Raw genomic sequence first — 18,662 nt, 5'->3', positions numbered from 1 at the left:
TAAAAAAGCACTTAAGATTGTAATTTTTACAAATCTTAAGTGCTTTTTTGTACTTTTTATTAACTTCTCTTATTGTCCATTATTGACAGGGGCTTCTCCTGCATTCCCGCCAGTATCTGGTTGTGTGGTCGCTGGAGGTGTTGTATTTCCTTGACCAGCTCCATTATTTGCTGGAGGTGTTGTATTTCCTTGGCCTCCTCCATTATTTGCTGGAGGTGTTGTATTTCCTTGACCTCCTCCGTTATTCGCTGGAGGTGTTGTATTTCCTTGACCAGCTCCATTATTTGCTGGAGGTGTTGTATTTCCTTGGCCTCCTCCGTTATTTGCTGGAGGTGTCGTTCCTTGGCCATTTCCATTATTTTGTTCATTTTGTTTCTTTTCTTCTTCTTGTTTCTTTTGCTCTTCTAGTTTCTTTTGTTCTTCTTGCTTCTTCAGTTCCTCTTGTTGCTTTTGTTCTTCTTGTTTTTTAAGCTCTTCTTGTTTCTTTAATTCTTCTTTGTTTTTCTCTTCTTCAGTTTTTTGCTTTTGATCTTGTTTTGGTTGTTCCGTTGTATCCGGTACGCTCGTATTTGGTGAAGAATCACGTTTTTCACCTTTTATACGTAGCTCACTACCTTCTTGAATAACGCTACTTGGCATTTTAAAGCGTGATTTGTCAGTAGCAAACTCACTCATCATTTCTTTAAAGATCAACTGTGCAATTTTCGTATTTTTACTACTAATATACTCGTCTTTACCATCTTTCATATATCCAGTCCATACCGCCATCGTATATTGCGGCGTATAACCTGCAAACCAACTATCACGAGTCGCACTTTCTGGAATGTTATATTGAGCTAATTGTTTTGAAGCATAGTTTGTTGTACCTGTTTTACCAGCTACATCTAAAGAGCTAATATTTGCTGCTGTACCAGTACCTGATGTTACTACTGAACGAAGCATATCAGTGATCATATATGCTGTAGAGTCAGCTATAACTTGTTTTGGTTTTTGCTCAAAACTTTGTGACTTGCCGTCTGGATAAACTACTTTCTTAACAAAATGCGGTTTTGCATACTTTCCACCATTACCAAATGTCGCATAAGCACCCGCCATTTCAGTTGGTGAAACTTCATTTGTACCTATAGCTGTTGATTCTGCCAGCGGTTTATTAAATGTAATACCTAATTTCTCAGAGAATTCCTTTGATTTATTAAGTCCTACTTCTTTTGCAGTTTTAACTGCTGGAACGTTACGCGACATTTTTAATGCTTCACGCATAGTAATTGGGCCTAAATGACTTCTGTCCGCATTTCGAAGTTCTTGTCCAGTTGAATATTTAAATGGAGAATCATCAATTTGATGATATGTAGCCCATTTTAAGTATTCAATTGCAGGACCGTAATCAAAGATTGGCTTCATCGTCGAACCAGCTGCACGATCTAATTCAATTGCCATATTATGCCCTTTAAATACTGCTTTATTTTCACCGCGCCCACTACCTATAGCACGAACCTCACCTGTTTTCGTATCCATAAATGTGAAAGCACCTTGGAATTTATCATTTGGATAGTTAATAATATTTTCATCTAATATCCTATCAGCAGCTTTCTGTGCATCTTTATCTAAAGTTGTATAAATTTCCAAACCGTCAGAACCAATATTAGCATCTGGCAATTCTTTTTCTACTTCTTTCACAACTGCATCCATAAATGCAGGATATGGCATTGCTTGTACAGTTGCAGTTTTAAGTCCATCTGTTACTTTAACTTTCGAAGCTTCTTCCATTTCTGCCTTCGTAATATAACCATGTCGATTCATTAATTTTAGTACAACATCTCTTCTTTCTGTTGCTCTTTGAATATTGTCCGTTTTCGTTGGATCATAGTTATTCGGTGCTTTCGGTAAACCTGCAAGCATCGCAACTTCTGGTAATGTTAACTCTTTTAATTCTTTACCATAGTAGTTTTGTGCTGCTGTTGCGATACCATACGAACGGTTTCCTAAATTAATTTTATTTAAATACATTTCTAAAATTTCATGTTTTGAATACTGTTGTTCTAGCTTATACGCTAAATATATTTCCTGAACCTTACGTTTTGATGTTTTTTCCATCGATAAGAAATAGTTTTTAATAACCTGCTGCGTTATCGTACTTCCACCCTGTGAACCGTAATCTCCTTTAAGGCTCACCAACACAGCACGGGCAGTACCTTTGAAGTCTACTCCGCTATGCTCATAAAAACGTGCATCTTCTGTTGCTAAAAATGCATTTTCTACTAATTTAGGAATTTGATCATACGTAACATTCGTCCGTTTTTCTTTCCCATATTCATAAACCAAATCGCCATTTTTATCATAAATTTTTGAGGATAACGGATTAACAAGTTTTGCTTTCTCAAGTTTTGGTGCATCCTTAATCATTACGAAGAAGGTAGCAACCCCTGCCACTAAACCAACAATACCAAGTAATAAACAAGTAATTAAAAACTTACGAAAGAACGATGTTTTCCCTTTTGGTTTTTGTGTTTTAGAAGCTGGCTGTTTTTTCTTTTTAACTTGTCGTCGCTCCTCTCGAGAACGATAATTTTCTGACATGTTACTTTCTCCTGCCTTTCAATTCTCCCGTTGATTTACTTAAAAATATTGAGGTCACTTTCTAAACTGAAGTTAATTAAGAAAGTATATTGACCTGGAGCATTCAATATTTTCCTAATTCACAGATTATAATTTTTAGAATTCTTCGTATACAAACTATTTTCACTTCTATTTACCCTAATAATGCTGCCCCTTTAAGCATAGAATGTAAAAAGTGAATTTTTATACCTCGTATAAATAATATACCTTTTTTTCAAATGGTCAATATTTTCTTATTTATAAATCAAAGGTGAAATAAAAATAGCACAACGATATGTACTTCGTGTGAACTTCCTTATTATTACGTATAACAAACATTTAATATATTGCATATAAGTATAATACCTCTTTAATTATAAGGATTTCAACACCACAAACTCAACATCTACAAGAAATAATAAAAAATGAAAAGTGAGGAGTTGCGTAATGATGAAGCTATCTCCCGTGAGTTCAAAAAATATAGTTGCTGTTGGCTATAATCCTTTTTCTATGATTTTACGCATTCAATTAAAGAATGGAATGTATGATTTCTTTAACGTGCCTGAAAATATTTACACCGGTTTATTAAGTGCACAATCTAAAACTAATTATCACAATACTTATATTAAAAATTCTTACCGCTATACTAAAATTTAAACTTAAACAGAATGAAAAAAGAAAGGAGGTAGTCCCCCCTTTCTTTTTTTAATCATTTCACGACTTAGCTATCTTCTATCCCTCTTATTCATTTCATCATATGCTTGAATTTGTTTTTTTAATCTCCGGTCTGCTTTTTTATCATGTACAACTAATATCGCATGTATAACTCCTGGAACCCAAAATATTAATGTTAATATGAAGTTAATGATTGCTTGAAATGGTTTTCCGCAAAATAATACAGCTACAGGTGGTAGTAGAATTGCCAATAAATACATCATCTCTTGAAAACTCCTTGTTTTGTATTTTTTATCTCTATTCTTATATATTCTATTCATATGCCTAAAAACCTACTACTTCAATCCTACCACATATGTAAAATTGAAATTTCCCTACCTTTATCAAATGTGTATTTTCACATATCTATTTTTTCTAATCTTTCTTCTTCCTCTATTATAGTTAATCCAATCGCAGAAATAGAAGTTCCTATCGCTTGTATCCAAACACCAATGAGTGCTATTATTCTCTCATTTTTCTTATCAACCGTACTGTCTTCCTTTTCTATTTCGTTCTTTGATACATTAATAATACCTTGATACGCTTGAAGTCCAGCACCTAAACTTTGCAGAGAATTACCTAATATAATAATTCTCTGTATTGCTTTCATCTCAAGCAAAGCCGCTTCCACTCCTAAAAATGCACCAATCGATTGTAAACTGTTCCCGACAATTATAAGATAATCATTCTCTTTCAATTGTTCATGTATATTAAAATATGTTCCTATTATATTTGATATATTCCCTAATGCTAATAACTCAATGCCCATTTTATCAAGCATTTCAATTTTATTCTCCAAACACATATTTTGATTTTCTCTTTCAGGTTCATCTCCGGTATCATTACTCGCTATAATTTGTAATATATACCCGAGGGCTTGTAATGAGCTTCCTACAATTACAAGATCCGATTCAACTTTCTCTTCTCCAATAAATCCTCTTGTCGTCCCAATAGCCGCTGTAAGATTTCCTCCTACTTGAAACCATGCCCCTGTCACTTTTAAACCGCTTGGATTCATTTTTATCACCTATTTAGAAATTTTCTAGTGCTTTCGAAATACATAAATGGTATCCTCTAACTCATATTTATTTTCTATATGTAATTTTGTGCATTCTATAATGTGCTAATCATACAAAAAAGCACCTGAAAGGTACTTTTTTGGACAAAGTGTGTATCACTAAAAATATGGCAATTCAATATATATTTACGTACATTCTGGGCATGTCAATGAAGCTCCATTTTTATCTATTGTTATATTTAATATAAATTTAATCGCATTACGTGACCACATTTCAGGTGTGGGTGATTCATTTACATACTGTGGTGCACATGAATACAGCATTGGGGTACTGATACTTCCGCCCGGATCTAAAGCAACAACAGCCATACCATAGGGTAATTCAAGTGCCATAGATTTCGTGATACCTTCAATTGCAAACTTTGAGGCACAATATGGCGCAAGCTCAGCTTCTCCCTCTCGGCCCCAACTAGAACTCATATTAATAATCATTCCTTCTTTCCTAGCTACCATCGCTGGGACAAATGCCCGAATTACATTTACTACACCATTTACGTTTACATTCATTATATTTTCGAATTCTTGAGCGGTTACTTTCCACAGTGGCGCATTTTTATTAACAATCGATGCATTATTTATTAGCAAATCTGGTGCTCTATTTCTATGAAGTATATAATTTGCCCAACTACTTACTTGCTGGGAGTCTGAAACATCGATTATTTGAAAATCATGTATATTACCGTAATATTTTTTCAATTCTTCAATTTTATCTTTTGAACGTCCACAGCCATATATATTCCATCCCAATTCATGAAATCGATCAACCATTGCACGCCCTAATCCTTGCGTCACTCCTGTAATCATTACAATTTTTCCAGTTTCGTTTCGTTGCATGTACCTCTCCTCCTTTATAAAATTTTACACTCTCCCTTTTCATTCAGCCATTTACTAAAGTATCAACTCATTTCATACTTTAGTAGGAGTTTTTATGTAAGCAAAAAGAGTAACCATAACAGTTACTCTTGCTTATATATCAAAAAAGTCATTATTCATTTCGTTATTGCTTTTATATTTCCGCTTCTCTTTCCCGCATTTCTCACACCGATACATAAAAGCTACACGTAGATTACTTCTTTTAAAATCTTCATTATCCTGCATCTTAATAAAACCATATTTATGCTTACAGTGAGATACATCTGAAAAAATTTCAAACCAATTTTTCATCATAGAACAGTTCACCTCTATGAAAGAATCTTCATCTAGTCTGATTACCTATTTTTATTTAAATTCTCAATCTCATTTTGCAACTTTTTGAATTGTTCAAAATGCATAGTGATAGATTGACTGTTACCATAATCAACACTATGCTTCACAAATAAAACACCAGTGTCATGAAAAATTGCTTCCAGTTCTTTTCTCATGGTTACTTTCATTATATGTGCTGTTTTAATAGCCGATAAAATTGCAATTTCATTAAACTTTAATTTTATTTCATTTGGACAAAATGCTTCTTCAACCAAAATAACTTCATTGCTATAAATAAGCGCAACAAGATTACTTGATTTTGTATCTGTTAAATCTACTTTTTTTATAACATTATTCATTACATTTTGCCTCCTTCGATTTCGTATATATTAATTATACAATTGTTATTATTAATTACTCAACCTTACATTAATTTTAGCATACTTTTATTACGGGATTAAGCTACACTTCAAACGTTTTACTATTCCACAATTTTTGTTACATGAACCATTTGGACTATAAGACCATATAGTAGTGTTAACAAATGATTGTAAAGCGGGTGAAAACTATGCCCTCAGTTGTAGGGAATTTAGTTGTACAAAATAGTAACGGTTCATTTAATTTAGGTGATTTCTACAACGTTTCTCCGAAAGAAAATACGAAGGCTTATAATGGATCTGGTGCTTCAAATGTTGGTTTTGTTGTTAATACTTTTAATGGCGTGAGCGCGACTAATACGTTTGATTCTGACCTTGCAGATCAAAACCAAGTGGGTACAGCCTAATCCTATTTTTTCATCGTTCTGTTTAGGAATTTTAAATTTGTCTATACTATAATCAGGCTGTTACACAGCTATTATTGATTTTTGGAGTACCCTATCTTTTTCTCCCTTTCCCTGGGGCTCAGCAGCTAGTATGAAGCTAGCTGCTTTTTCGTTTCATTATTTATATCCCTCATCTAACATAACGTAAAGGAAGCTAAAATTGAAATTTCAGCTTCCCTTACGTTATTTCAATAATATCAGAAGTATTAAATACGTAAGTTTTATAAAATGCGTCAGTACATATTACACTGTGCTTTAGCGGATTTATATGCACAACTGTCATATAACTTGTAAGGATGTATCCATCTTCAAAAAATGTCACCAATATTTCTTTCTCAGACAATAATGACGTTAATAATTTATCAGAAATTCTCTCTTTTGCTTCGTTTGTTAAGAACGGTTTTTGTACTTTAAACTTCTCTACAACAACCTTTCGCATACTTAACAACTGTTCCGACATTACTGTAAATGGAACCCATTCTCTTTCTATTTTCTGCACCTTTACATCATTCATTTCTTTATCTCCTTGATCATTTATCCATTCTATTTCACACATATTGTTCCTCAATTATTCGTTAATAATTGCTAGGCTCATATTTATCCCGCATTAACAGGTAGTGGAGCTCCTACCTCAAAATCCGCTATATGCGAGGAGGTAATACGAAAATCAACTGCCCGTAAACGCTTAATTGGTGAAAGCTAATAAATAACGGACGATGAACACCTCGCTAATTAAAGTTTCACTTTATTTCTTATTCGTATACTATGTACACACACAAGAACATTCGTTCTAATTATACACGAACCTACGTTCTTTTGGAATGATTTAAATTATATTTTTATCCATCATTTATTTTTTCTTCATCAAATGAGCTTTTCACTTCTTATATAATAGGCCGTTCACATATCAACAGAAAAAGCGACTTCATACAAAGAGAAGTCGCTTTTTTCTAATAACGTATATTTCTATATTTACTTTTCTATCCTGACAAGCGTTCTTTCCGGAATACAAATCTCATCTATATTAAAATGATTTATTTTTAATTTTAATTCTCCCACTCGTTCCTGATCTTCATCACCAACCCAACAACTGAATAATTCAAAATAGTCCCCCTCATTTAAATAACCTTCCATAATCGAGCATAAAGCTAATAGCTTTTTTTTAGCATCTTTCTTCTCCTTTTCAATTTGCCACTCAACAAGTTCAATGCCCCAGCTCGTTGAAACTTCATACGTGTAACTTGTTTGAAATTGAAATTCTTGTACAATTTCAAGCATACTTTCATCTGAAAAGCACGATCCAAAAACAATTACATCATTGGAATCTGGATTCGTTAACGGAATTTCTACATTGCACCCTATATAACTTGCTAAACTCATTTTTACTCCTCCAATATTTGTATGAAAAACACTTTATATGAACATTTATCTACTTGAATATAAAATCCCTGCCTAAACTAAAAAGTTTTAATTTTTCAAGTTTATTAACCAACTATAAATGAAAGCATATATTATAAAGAACGAACTCACAAAATTTCTATAGAAAAGAGAGCAATGTAAACACTCTCTTTCCGTACATACTGTTTAAGAATACATAATCTCCCCTTACTACATATATTTTGGTTGTACTATTATATGTAATTCCCTCTCCGTTACTGCTTTTTTTGGGTTATGAAAATACTCTAATTCGTATTTTAATACTTCATAGTCAACCATCCCAATCTTAATCCCTTTCGTTTCTTTTAAAATTGCTAATAAGTTACTTATATCTTCATCATGCGATTCAAAAACCTTCCCCCCGCCTTCTCTCTGAAAAATTACTTTCATATTTTCTCCTCCTACATAATATATTTATCTATTAAGTAATTCGTTTAAAAGCATTCTTTCTATATCCTAAAAATTTCATACTAAAAAGAACATCCTTTTTTAGTAGAATGCTCTGCTTTCACTTCATTTAATATCAATATTTTTTCAATACTATTGTATGTTTCATTCTGTAAATTATGTTTATCCACTTCAATAAAGAAAAACTTAAATCAATTCAGGTTTTAATTAGCCCACGCCAATCAGACTACATGCAAATAGTGGGATGAAATTAATAAATCCACTTTATATTTAATGAAATTAAGCAAACGAAACATTATAATATCAACATTCTATGAAGCATTGATCATTCCTATTTAAAATAATTACATAAATTCCCATTGTAATTCTTAATATTTAAATGTAATATTATATTGTCTTACTATCTATTTATAACACACACACTAATTAGAAAAGGGAACCTATATAGGTTCCCTTTTCTAATTCCAATCATTCTTTCTTTTCTAGAAATTCAAATGTATTTTTAAATTCTTTATCATTCACTTTAATATCAGCATCTTTCAATAAATCATTAACTACTTGTTGTTTCCATTTACCTGTCGTATCTTGTAGTCTTTGCTGTTCTAAATCTTTACGAATTTGATCTTTTACTTCATCAAATGGCTTCAATTCTTTTTTATCTGTCACTTTAATAATATGGTATCCGTAAGTTGTTTTTACCGGCTCACTTACTTGTCCTGCATCTAATTTATATGCAGCTTCCTCAAATTCTTTCACCGTTTGCCCTGGAGCAAAACCAGTTATTTCTCCACCTTGTTCTTTTGAACCAGTATCCTCTGAATATTGCTTCGCTAAAGCTGCAAAATCTTCTCCATTATTTACTTTCTCTTTCACTTCTTTAGCAGTCTTTTCATCTTTCACTAAAATGTGACTTACCTTCATTTCTGGTTTATAGTTATCTTTTACATCTTTTTCTGTGACAGTCGCTTTAATCGCTTTCTCAAATGCGATTTCTGGCTTCATTTTTTCTTTTAATTCATCTTCATTTTTCAATCCAACTTGCTCTAAAGTCGATTTGAAGTTGTCACCCATTTTATCTTTTGCTTCTTCTACTTGTTTTTTTGCTTCCTCATCTGAAACTTTATATTTATCTAGCAACGCCTTACTTAACACCATTTGGTATAAAGTACTTTCCCCATATTTTTGTCTTAATTCTTTACTTAACTCTTTCTCTGTAACATTCCCTATTTTTGATGTTACTACATTGTCTGAGGAACCACATGCCGATAATGCCAGTACTACGCATGAAATAATTGTTCCTAAAAATAGCTTTTTCTTTTTCAATTCAAAATACCTCACTTTTATTATTATATAAGAATAACTATACAATGTACTTGTGTTAACAATGTGTTTTCCACATGTAATTCATTTCATTTGAATAAGCTATGTATCATGTTCTTTTTTGTTCAAATATTAAAGGTCATCTTACTATGTATCAGTAAAATGACCCTTTACGTATTCCTATAGATTCTTAATAGTTACATGTTCTTCCAGTATCCAATTATTTTGCCCGATATCTACCGCATTTTTGGCTCTGCCCCACACACGAAAAGATTTTGATCCATCAATATTTCCTTTATAATTTATACATTCAGGCTCTGCATAATAATTCACTCCATACCCAACAGGATATTTTGAAACTGCATAAAACCATTCTACATCAAAATGTTTTACATATACCCACTGTTTATCATTGCCTAAGCAAATCATATCTTTATCTGCGTCTTCCCAATAACCATGTAAGACTAAATATGGATTTTTTTGAGTGATTGTACCTGTAAACTGAGGATTCGCAGGATTTTCATATAGGTTTATTTCATATCCATCAGAATATTTCGAAACTGCAATACCAATACCATTTGATTGCTGTGTATTCTCTCTGTTAAATTGAATAGATTGATTTACTTGATCCGAGCCTATAAACCAAGAAAGCGACTTATTTCCTATTAATTGATTTAAATCACATTTCCCAATACCAGGAACATTTCCCGTATCAGTATATTGCCAAATATCACACGGATATGCTGGCTTCTTTCCTCCATAACGAGGAATCCATAAAAAATCAACTTCAATATTACGTGCTCCAAATGATACATACGTGTGATGCCCCACGTATAGCCCTACTTTTTTCGCACCTAAACGGCGTAATTCATCTATAAACGCTTGTGTCCCCCCTTGCATATCCATCATCGTTTGAATTTCTACGTCCACCACCCAAAACTTAGCAGATTTATCGCCACGACTCCAAAAATCTTGTGCCTCTTTCCTTGCATCAGCAATAGATATAAAACGACAAAATGCATAATTACCAAATGGAATACTGCGTTTCTTCATTTCATTCACATAATTTTGATACATAAAATCTACCGTATTCGAGCCATCTTGAACTCTAACAATAACTAAATCTAGCTGAGATGCTGCAATACCCCAATCAATAGTTCCATTCCATTTTGAAATATCGATAATATACCCCAATACAATTCATCCCCTTTTAATATCATATTCAAAGCTTGACTTATTGAAAGCCCCTTATGCCTAATACTAGCTATCTATACTATAAATAAAGAAAATCTATATTATTTTTCAAAATATACGATCTTTTAATTAAGTTTCTACTAATTTTTCATAATCTAATCACACCATCAAACTCCATATCATTATCAACTCAACTAAAAATTTCATATTATATATTAATCTAAACAAAAAAACGCAGTATACAATACTGCGTCTTAGGAGCTGATTTCATGGAAAAAAAACCTATCGTGGTCAAAGTTCCACCAAACTCAAAACTAAAAATCACATTTTTCGGTCCTTGTAACGAGGTAATTACAAATGTTTCTATAATTAATCAACTTTCCACACCTAAGTGTCAAACTATTACGCAATATCCAAACTATAAGAAATACGAAACTGAAGTACGATCATTATCCAGTTGTTAATCCATTCTATTCGCAATCCTTACAATTTGGTTAGCTCCGCGACTACGGGAATAGACCAAAATTACTCATTTCATGTTATTCCATTGATAATCTATTGATTTTTTACACGTTTTTATTAATCGAGCATATATTATCGTATGGAGATTATCCACTCATAAAACCTATCTTTCTTTAGAGCGTACTTTTTATGTATGCTCTTTTTTTATTTATCTCTCATTCTGTACACATAAACCTGCTCACTTTTATATTTTACGAGCGATCAATCTACCTGCTGCTTATAAACAATTTAATCAATGTGTAATCAACAATACTCCTTTATTTATTATACGTTCACTATAATCCTTGCATTTTCTTTCGATTTTTGAGAAATTGAAAAAAGACGATTTATTTTAATATCTTGATAAAAGGGTGAGACGTATGACTATTGTACATATTAGGTGGTCTAAACTTTATAATTTATCTGAAATCAATCATTATGAAGAAGCTTTTTCAAAAGGTATATATGCAATTTATAGAGTGTATCGTGGGAAGGAAAAATTACTATATATCGGAAAAACAAAAAGAAGTTTTTCGAAACGATTAAATGAACATTACAAAGAATGGATTCATGGGGCAAGAGGCATCCATGTAAGGTTAGGGATGTTAGAATTTCCTAATGGAGGTAAATATTCTGAGCAAAAATTATCAGATGTAGAAGCACTTTTAATTTCTTGGCATACTCCACTAGAAAACACCCAATGTACGAATTACTATATAGGAAGAGAAGCCTTAGAAGTTATCAGCTTTGGACAAAGAGGATTAATTGATAAAAAAATAACTACTCAGAACTATGAATGGGCATGAGCTCAGATCATAAATTAGTTTAATAGAGTTTGGCACTCTCCCTTAAAGTCCACTATGGTTTTTAGCGGATAACAAGACAATATAAAGACTTATTCTTCGCCATTGAAAAAAGAGCTTGATAGCTATGTCATGCTCTTTTTCCTTTAAACTAATCGCTGTTAAATTAGTGTATTATTCAATTCTCATTCATACATTCCCCTTCTAAATTGACCAAATATTTATTAAAATTCTTTATATACTCAAGGAGGTCCAACATGTTCAAGTTGTATCCCATACTACTCATCTTAGGATTAATTTTATTTTTATATAGTGTAATCGCCTTAATGTTATTCCTTTCCATTCAATAGCAATAACTACACAAACCTATGTTAAATATGTAATTTCTATATAGTAAAGAAAAAAACCGTAATTATACGGACTTATATATATTCATAAGTCAAGATGTCTTTGCTATTCTATAAGACAACTGGCAAATGTAAAACAAAAAATTTTCACAACCATGTTACATTTTTTTGTTTTACTCTTTTTATTACCTGCAGAATATCTAATACCCATAATAAGCTAGCACTTTCAACCTTACATCCTAGCATGTGAAATTCTCCTGAAACAAACTATAATTAACCTATTTACTTATATATTTTAGAAAAACAATAATAATCCCCCACCATTTGGTAAAGGGGATTAACTAAACCTACTGAAAAGTAATATATTCTCTTCGTTATTTAATTGGAGAAGGAAATCTTGCAGCTTCAAAATGAACTGTATTCAAACCATTAACATTTTGAACAATTACTCCAGCAACACTACTCTCAGCAAAAACTTCAACTGAATCCCCTGCTTCTAATTGCAAAATAGACGTTACTGAAACATCATTATTAAAAAATACCCCGGTCCCAAAGAAATCATTATCGATTGCTATTGCTGGATTTCCATTCACACGAATTTCAACCCTAGCTCTGTAATTTACATTAAAATCATTTGGAGAAAATGTTATATTCCCTAATACACTATATACCCCTTTAGTCTTCGGAGTAAAAATAGATGTTGCAGGATTATATTCATTTGCTAGATCAAACTGTTCATTTTGAAATAATACTTTAACAGGAGTATTTTCCGGAACAGGCTGATTCATTGTATTAACAGCTCTAAACGCAGACGCTCTTACAAGCTTTTCTTTCTTATCATCACAACAATTCACTTGTACATACTTTCTATCACATTGACTATTTTTTCTAAAGCAATCATGACTTTTATTTTTGTAACCTTGACAATACTTACAGTAATAATATGACGTAGTAAGTCCCCCTTTATATTTATTTATTATTACATACTATGCAATATAGATTAGAATAGTTTGGACAAACTGATACTATTTTCAACAAAAAAATCCCCACCATTTCGATGAGGATTATTCTTTATTTTCTGTATGTTCGACTTTATTTAATTGGAGAAGGGAATCTTGCAGCTTCAAAATGTGAGCCGTCTTCCGAAGTGCTTAAAACTCCGTCTATGCTACTTTGTGCATAAACCTCAACTTGATCTCCTTCATTCAATTGAATAATCGTCGAAACACTTACTACATTTCCAAAACTTATTGGACCGAAAAAGTCATTATCTATAGCTATTGCTGCGTTTCCATTTACACGAATTTCTACACGAGCTCTATAATTTAAGCTAGGATCGTTTGGAAAGAAACCAATCGTTCCAATAATAGAGTAAACTCCCCTAGTCTTCGGAATAAAAATAGACGTTACTGGATTATACTCATTTGCTAAATCAAATTGTTCATTTTGGAACAATACCTTTACAAAAGTATTGGCAGGAACTGTTTGATTCACCGTATTTCTAGCTCTAAATGCAGATGCCCTAACAAGCTTCTCCTCGTTGTCATTACACTTACTCGTGCACTTACAACAATCATGCTGTTTCTTTTTATACTCTTTACAATACTTACAGTAGTAATAACAAGACATACTAGTTCCCCTTTCATGCTTATTACTACATATTATGTAAGAGGGATTGGCAATGTTTGGACGAGCTATTGTTTTAGTCCAAAATTTGCGCCTATTTATATATACACGGGCGGAAAACATATCAATAAAACTTCAACCTAGATGTATAATGCTTACTATTCAAATTTCATAAGTTCTTCTCTTATCTAGTTTACTTTTATACATAAAAAAGAGCGAATCTACATTCGCTCTTTTTTTATGGCCCAAAGCTTATCATCCAACCTAGCATAAATCCAAATACAGAAAACAGCAGTATAAAAATAAATAAACTACATGCCCACAATGCATATTTTCGACTTTTGTTTTTGGTAATCATACCTATGACTGAGCACACCACTCCAATACCAACTATTTGCAGAAAACTTTTACCTATAAATGTTTCTTGAATAAGCAATATAATGTTCAAATACAATAACGCTAGAAAGGCAATAATTAATGAAATAGTCCCCATCCACGTTTCCTGTTTATACATACGATTCTGTCCTTTTTTTAAGAATGCCAATTCCATAACCTCGCTTCACCTACTTTCAATTTTCTAACTTTTTCGTGGCTCATCAATTTTTCAACTTCTACTTTAGGCCCAGTTACAACTGCCCCGTATGTTTTTATCCCATTTTTTTCAAGGAAAGAAATACGCTTTGACAACTCTAATACTTTCGCTCTAGATAGCTTCACTGCTAAATTTTCATGCTTCTGTAATGACTTTAACACATCAATAAATTGTTCCTCATGAGGTAAATCACTTACAAAAGCACCACTTGGACTTGAAATCATATCTGCTGGAAAGCCAATCGGGGCTACATACATACCCTCTTCATTCGTTTGCTTCTCCTCTAATCCTGTATTAACGGCATACCACACAATATCAATAGTAGGAAACATATTCGTTACCTCTTGTACACTTAATAATTCTCTAAAAGATACAAATGCTTCTACAACAGATTCTTGCGGAAGACCCTTTAATACCTGCGCTTCTTCGCTACTATTATAGGACACATTATAATTATTAGGATGAGACAACACCTCGTTATCTACATATGGGACTTCTGGAATTTTTTCATCTGTTGTATATTCACGGCTTACTTTCGTTGCTCTACTTAATACATAATCTGTTTTCTCTTCTCCTATTCGAATATCTTTCTTTCCTACCCTTTTATACAAATCAAAATGCAATTGCAAACTAAGCGGTAGCAATGTTTGCTCCATGTCCCTATCTTTCAAAAATACATTTGATTCTGTTACACTTAACGTTTGATTTACTACATTCCGTATCTCCATTGCGTTTGTAGGTGCCACTGTATAATATAAGAGTGTAGATATATATAAAATAGGTTGAATAAGTAGTAAAAAAGTAAATACAATCAAAACATTCGTAATACGCGCTCTTTTTTTACCTATTTTCAACACTTGTTCCTGTTTTCCATCAGGAAGTGAAGCCGGTCTTTGATGAAGAGCTTCTTGTAACAATTCTTTATAATTATCTTGTTCAGAATGAGGTTTATCATTTGTCATTTTGACTCTTTTCCCCCTTTAACAATTCTTTTAATCTCTTTCTCCCGCGAAATATGTGACTTTTATACGTATTTACCTTTAAATCTAGTACAGAAGCACCCTCTTCGTACGTTAATTGATGTACGTCACATAATAAAATAGATTGTGCCTCTACCACCGGCAAAGTATGAATAATCTGAATTAACTTCTCGCAACTATTTTTTGCGACTACATACTCTTCTGTAGATTCCCCTGCTTGTATTGTCTCTAATTCCTCCGTTCCTACAAAGGTTATTTTTTTCTCTTTCCTAACAAAATCAATAAACGTATGATATGCCACTTTAAATAGCCATGATTTTACCGTTTGGTTTTCATAGTCTTCTAAATAAAGATACGCCCGATAAAAAGTCTCCTGCATCAAGTCCTCCGCTACGTGATGGCTACGAGAAAGGGAAAATAAATACCGATACACATCGTTTATATAAACTTTATATATTTCTTCAATCTCCATCCCTCTCCTCCTTTCATACATAACACGAATAAACAAATTAAAAAGTTGCATTATTTTTCCTTTTTTCTTTTTTATTTTTTATTTTAAAAAAAACATCATTTATACATTTTAATAACTATTTACAATTATAAACAAAACATGTGATGTTATGACTGTGAATATCTTTCAAAAACAGTCAAAAAACGACTCAGATGTTCTCCTACTCTTGTAACTTGATAGTCTTAGGACAATCTTCCTGTACAAAATAACCACAGATAGGACTTCGTTTTTACATCTCAACCAGGTTCGCGTAAGTAAATATTTATGTATCCTTTCATACGGAGCCACTAACCATCATTTGTCATGATAAAATAATTCTCATTCTTTCTTTAATCGGTATATTCGCATCAAAAAAATTCCACTTGTAGTATGTACGGTGATTATCTCATCGGTTATTTACAAATTGTAGGTGGGGACTATTTGACGCTTACATATACACAATTTCATCCCCCTCAGTTGTTTCCTCTATTTGCGGGGAATAAGACTCACACCTCAAAATTCGGCACATGCGAGAAAGTTAGGTGGGAGCCGCGTTGATCGTAACTGCCCGATTGGCGAGGGCTAATAATCAGTTGGATATCCCTCTACTAATCTCTATAAGTTATATACAGTTCCATATGGGATGGTAAGAAAAGAACTTCCATACGGTGTAATAGGTTGCACTGGATAAAAATACTCCATGGATGAATAATATGGCTGAATACCTTGTTGCTGCATTTGCATTTGTTGTTGCATTTGTAACGCTTGTTGAACAGCTTGAACTGTACTTTGTGCTCCGCTAAACGTTATTGATGTACCATACGCTGGTCGCATACCTGCTTGAGAAGCAAAATATGAATAATACATTATTTTCAACTCACTTCCGTAAAAGTAATTACAATTTATGTTATGATTCTTTATTTCAGTGGGTGCGGAGAGTTAATCTATTAGCTTTGATTAGGTTTAAAGATTTTTATTATCTGTTACACTTTCATATTTCATTTACAAGGTTCATCTACTAATACTAATTTAATTTTAGAGGGTGTTTGATTTTGAATTTTCCGTTAATAGATTCACAAACTAAAGAGATAGTGAATTAACTACGTCTAATTAAATTCATTTACTTTTGAAACTATGAAAATGAATTTTCAAGATTATTAAAGGTATATGACTTATTAATACATCCTCCTCCAAATAAAAGCACCCTCAACGGATGCTTTATTTTTTACAATACTATAATTCATTAGCAATACTTCAATTGTCCGCGAATTTCACCATTAGGATATTGTACTGTATGAACATTAATATATATGTTTCTAGATATGATTTCATTTACAAGGTTACCTAATGTTTGACCCGCTAACGGCCCTATCAAATCATCTTGAGTAATCATTCCTGTGAGGGTTGCACACTCTATTGAAACTGGATTTGTTATAGGTCCAAATAAAAAAGCTACAACAGGACCGTTCGTTCCTTTTGATCCAAGATGCAGATGGGCAACAACTACATCCTCTATATCGAATAAATCTAATTTGAATTTTAAGCTAAGCTTGTCCAGGCTTAATTTAAAAAAAGCCTCTCCTCGAGCATCTGTTTCTACTGATGGAACTTCATTCCTACCGCGTAACTTTGCAAAGAACATATTTACCACTCCTACGTTTTTATATACTCCTAATATATTCTTGCCCTTCATATATGGTGTTAATAAATCGGCTGTTAGTCTACTTAAATTTTTTATACCATAGGTTAAATTATCAATTCTATTAAATTCTATAATCTAACTATTACGTATTAAATTTTTATTCATATGCTATATTAGATTACTCGGAAGGAGGCATAAGTATGGAAAGTTGTGTTTTGTTCGTTAATGGACAACCTCTTTTAGTGGTCTCAGTCGCTGGAATCGAAATTGCTAGATTAGAACTTTCTCTTCAAGTAGCATTGACCCTAATAGCATTAGGAATTCCAATCTGTGCATAAACGTTAGGTATCTATTCAAAAGAGAGCTTAGGCTCTCTTTTTATTTATATCTTTCCTTCACAACAAAAAAGACACCACTAAAAGCACGGCATCGCGTAAAATAACTGCTATTTGTTTAATCATTTCTTCACTAGCAACCCTAATTCATATAGAATTTCCGAGAACGAATAGCCATATGCAAAACCTACAATACGAATCCCTGGAATCCATCTATGTTCTAAATTTTCATTGTATGTTTTCTTATAATACTTTAATTTAGAATCTATACTGTATTTGTCGTTAATAATTACTTCATCGCTATGAAATCCATCCATTTCAATCTGAACAGCTACGTACTCTGCTCCCTCAATAAAGGCTTTATTATAACACTTTTCTAATTCTTCTAATGTCATCCCCATTATTAACCTCCTATCCAAATGGTTGTTTTGTTCAATAAAAAAGAGCATCTAGATCAGTAGATGCGAAGATATATAAAAGGTAAGCTCTTTGAGTATTTAATAGATTATAAGCTGGTTGCTTGTCCTACAATATATTATATGATTTTCATATAATAATGGTTCATCAAAAAAAGGTGAAAATTACTCATTGT

General features: G+C 32.5%; 24 protein-coding genes. 5 read left to right on the top strand and 19 right to left on the bottom strand.

Going from position 1 to position 18,662, the window contains the following annotated elements:
• Positions 1-69 precede the first annotated feature (69 nt).
• Positions 70-2,577 carry a transglycosylase domain-containing protein gene (locus NHG49_RS12085; protein WP_064477303.1) on the bottom strand — a complete coding sequence of 836 codons (2,508 nt, stop codon included), beginning with the start codon at positions 2,575-2,577 and terminating at the stop codon, positions 70-72.
• A gap of 465 nt (positions 2,578-3,042) precedes the next feature.
• Between NHG49_RS12085 and NHG49_RS12080 the strand changes: the two genes are divergently transcribed.
• Positions 3,043-3,252 carry a KTSC domain-containing protein gene (locus tag NHG49_RS12080; RefSeq protein ID WP_000977083.1) on the top strand — a complete coding sequence of 70 codons (210 nt, stop codon included), beginning with the start codon at positions 3,043-3,045 and terminating at the stop codon, positions 3,250-3,252.
• A gap of 68 nt (positions 3,253-3,320) precedes the next feature.
• Here the strand turns inward: NHG49_RS12080 and NHG49_RS12075 are convergent, their stop codons facing one another.
• From NHG49_RS12075 to NHG49_RS12055, 5 genes are all read right to left on the bottom strand, one after another.
• Positions 3,321-3,533 carry a YqaE/Pmp3 family membrane protein gene (locus NHG49_RS12075; protein WP_064477304.1) on the bottom strand — a complete coding sequence of 71 codons (213 nt, stop codon included), beginning with the start codon at positions 3,531-3,533 and terminating at the stop codon, positions 3,321-3,323.
• A 134-nt stretch (positions 3,534-3,667) separates the two neighbouring features.
• Positions 3,668-4,327 (bottom strand): DUF6944 family repetitive protein, encoded by a 660-nt coding sequence (locus NHG49_RS12070; RefSeq protein WP_064477305.1) that lies wholly within the window; start codon positions 4,325-4,327, stop codon positions 3,668-3,670.
• Between the two features lie 186 nt (positions 4,328-4,513).
• Positions 4,514-5,221: an SDR family oxidoreductase gene (locus NHG49_RS12065; RefSeq protein WP_064477306.1), complete on the bottom strand. Its 708-nt coding sequence runs from the start codon at positions 5,219-5,221 to the stop codon at positions 4,514-4,516.
• A gap of 132 nt (positions 5,222-5,353) precedes the next feature.
• Positions 5,354-5,554, bottom strand: a complete 201-nt coding sequence (locus NHG49_RS12060; protein WP_064477307.1) for a hypothetical protein — start codon at positions 5,552-5,554, stop codon at positions 5,354-5,356.
• Between the two features lie 41 nt (positions 5,555-5,595).
• On the bottom strand, positions 5,596-5,931 hold the full coding sequence (locus NHG49_RS12055; protein ID WP_064477308.1) for a hypothetical protein: 336 nt from the start codon (positions 5,929-5,931) through the stop codon (positions 5,596-5,598).
• 209 nt (positions 5,932-6,140) lie between these two features.
• Here NHG49_RS12055 and gerPF point away from each other — a divergent pair, with 209 nt between their 5' ends.
• Positions 6,141-6,356, top strand: coding sequence for a spore germination protein GerPF (gene gerPF, locus NHG49_RS12050; protein WP_001141565.1), 216 nt, complete (start codon positions 6,141-6,143; stop codon positions 6,354-6,356).
• A 217-nt stretch (positions 6,357-6,573) separates the two neighbouring features.
• Here gerPF and NHG49_RS12045 read toward each other — a convergent pair whose 3' ends face one another.
• The 5 genes from NHG49_RS12045 to NHG49_RS12025 all read right to left on the bottom strand — a co-directional run bounded on the left by NHG49_RS12045 (position 6,574) and on the right by NHG49_RS12025 (position 10,754).
• Positions 6,574-6,909: a YolD-like family protein gene (locus tag NHG49_RS12045; RefSeq protein WP_258126054.1), complete on the bottom strand. Its 336-nt coding sequence runs from the start codon at positions 6,907-6,909 to the stop codon at positions 6,574-6,576.
• A 458-nt stretch (positions 6,910-7,367) separates the two neighbouring features.
• On the bottom strand, positions 7,368-7,775 hold the full coding sequence (locus NHG49_RS12040; protein WP_064477309.1) for a hypothetical protein: 408 nt from the start codon (positions 7,773-7,775) through the stop codon (positions 7,368-7,370).
• A gap of 228 nt (positions 7,776-8,003) precedes the next feature.
• Complete coding sequence (locus tag NHG49_RS12035; RefSeq protein ID WP_258126053.1) at positions 8,004-8,222, bottom strand: hypothetical protein; 219 nt, start codon at positions 8,220-8,222, stop codon at positions 8,004-8,006.
• A gap of 486 nt (positions 8,223-8,708) precedes the next feature.
• On the bottom strand, positions 8,709-9,563 hold the full coding sequence (locus tag NHG49_RS12030) for a peptidylprolyl isomerase PrsA (protein ID WP_258126052.1): 855 nt from the start codon (positions 9,561-9,563) through the stop codon (positions 8,709-8,711).
• 177 nt (positions 9,564-9,740) lie between these two features.
• Positions 9,741-10,754 (bottom strand): glycoside hydrolase family 25 protein, encoded by a 1,014-nt coding sequence (locus NHG49_RS12025; protein WP_258126051.1) that lies wholly within the window; start codon positions 10,752-10,754, stop codon positions 9,741-9,743.
• A 269-nt stretch (positions 10,755-11,023) separates the two neighbouring features.
• Between NHG49_RS12025 and NHG49_RS12020 the strand changes: the two genes are divergently transcribed.
• On the top strand, positions 11,024-11,218 hold the full coding sequence (locus NHG49_RS12020; protein WP_000412573.1) for a hypothetical protein: 195 nt from the start codon (positions 11,024-11,026) through the stop codon (positions 11,216-11,218).
• A gap of 417 nt (positions 11,219-11,635) precedes the next feature.
• On the top strand, positions 11,636-12,061 hold the full coding sequence (locus NHG49_RS12015; RefSeq protein WP_081257454.1) for a GIY-YIG nuclease family protein: 426 nt from the start codon (positions 11,636-11,638) through the stop codon (positions 12,059-12,061).
• Positions 12,062-12,779: 718 nt separating this feature from the next.
• On the opposite strand, the gene NHG49_RS12010 is transcribed toward NHG49_RS12015, so the two are convergent.
• From NHG49_RS12010 to NHG49_RS11980, 7 genes are all read right to left on the bottom strand, one after another.
• Complete coding sequence (locus NHG49_RS12010; protein WP_088046818.1) at positions 12,780-13,382, bottom strand: C1q-like domain-containing protein; 603 nt, start codon at positions 13,380-13,382, stop codon at positions 12,780-12,782.
• 115 nt (positions 13,383-13,497) lie between these two features.
• Entirely contained in the window at positions 13,498-14,034 is a 537-nt protein-coding gene (locus NHG49_RS12005; RefSeq protein ID WP_064477313.1) for a C1q-like domain-containing protein, read from the bottom strand.
• A 235-nt stretch (positions 14,035-14,269) separates the two neighbouring features.
• On the bottom strand, positions 14,270-14,581 hold the full coding sequence (locus NHG49_RS12000; protein ID WP_064477314.1) for a hypothetical protein: 312 nt from the start codon (positions 14,579-14,581) through the stop codon (positions 14,270-14,272).
• Positions 14,563-15,585: an anti-sigma factor gene (locus tag NHG49_RS11995; RefSeq protein ID WP_064477315.1), complete on the bottom strand. Its 1,023-nt coding sequence runs from the start codon at positions 15,583-15,585 to the stop codon at positions 14,563-14,565. The genes NHG49_RS12000 and NHG49_RS11995 overlap by 19 nt, the downstream gene beginning before the upstream one ends.
• On the bottom strand, positions 15,575-16,075 hold the full coding sequence (locus NHG49_RS11990) for a sigma-70 family RNA polymerase sigma factor (RefSeq protein WP_258126049.1): 501 nt from the start codon (positions 16,073-16,075) through the stop codon (positions 15,575-15,577). Before NHG49_RS11990 ends, NHG49_RS11995 begins: the two co-directional genes overlap by 11 nt.
• A 633-nt stretch (positions 16,076-16,708) precedes the next feature.
• Positions 16,709-16,960, bottom strand: coding sequence for a DUF3947 family protein (locus tag NHG49_RS11985; RefSeq protein WP_064477317.1), 252 nt, complete (start codon positions 16,958-16,960; stop codon positions 16,709-16,711).
• Positions 16,961-17,336: 376 nt separating this feature from the next.
• On the bottom strand, positions 17,337-17,735 hold the full coding sequence (locus tag NHG49_RS11980) for a CHRD domain-containing protein (protein ID WP_240368303.1): 399 nt from the start codon (positions 17,733-17,735) through the stop codon (positions 17,337-17,339).
• A 200-nt stretch (positions 17,736-17,935) separates the two neighbouring features.
• Here NHG49_RS11980 and NHG49_RS11975 point away from each other — a divergent pair, with 200 nt between their 5' ends.
• A complete protein-coding gene (locus tag NHG49_RS11975) occupies positions 17,936-18,073 on the top strand; it encodes a DUF3956 family protein (RefSeq protein ID WP_000443219.1) in 138 nt (45 codons plus the stop codon).
• 119 nt (positions 18,074-18,192) lie between these two features.
• Here the strand turns inward: NHG49_RS11975 and NHG49_RS11970 are convergent, their stop codons facing one another.
• A complete protein-coding gene (locus tag NHG49_RS11970) occupies positions 18,193-18,471 on the bottom strand; it encodes a hypothetical protein (RefSeq protein WP_098110990.1) in 279 nt (92 codons plus the stop codon).
• Between the last annotated feature and the right edge of the window lie 191 nt (positions 18,472-18,662).

Source organism: Bacillus sp. IBL03825 (assembly GCF_024712505.1).
GTDB lineage: Bacteria > Bacillota > Bacilli > Bacillales > Bacillaceae_G > Bacillus_A > Bacillus_A wiedmannii.
Note: the sequence above shows the minus strand (reverse complement) of the source record. Positions and strands in the feature narration are given on the sequence as shown.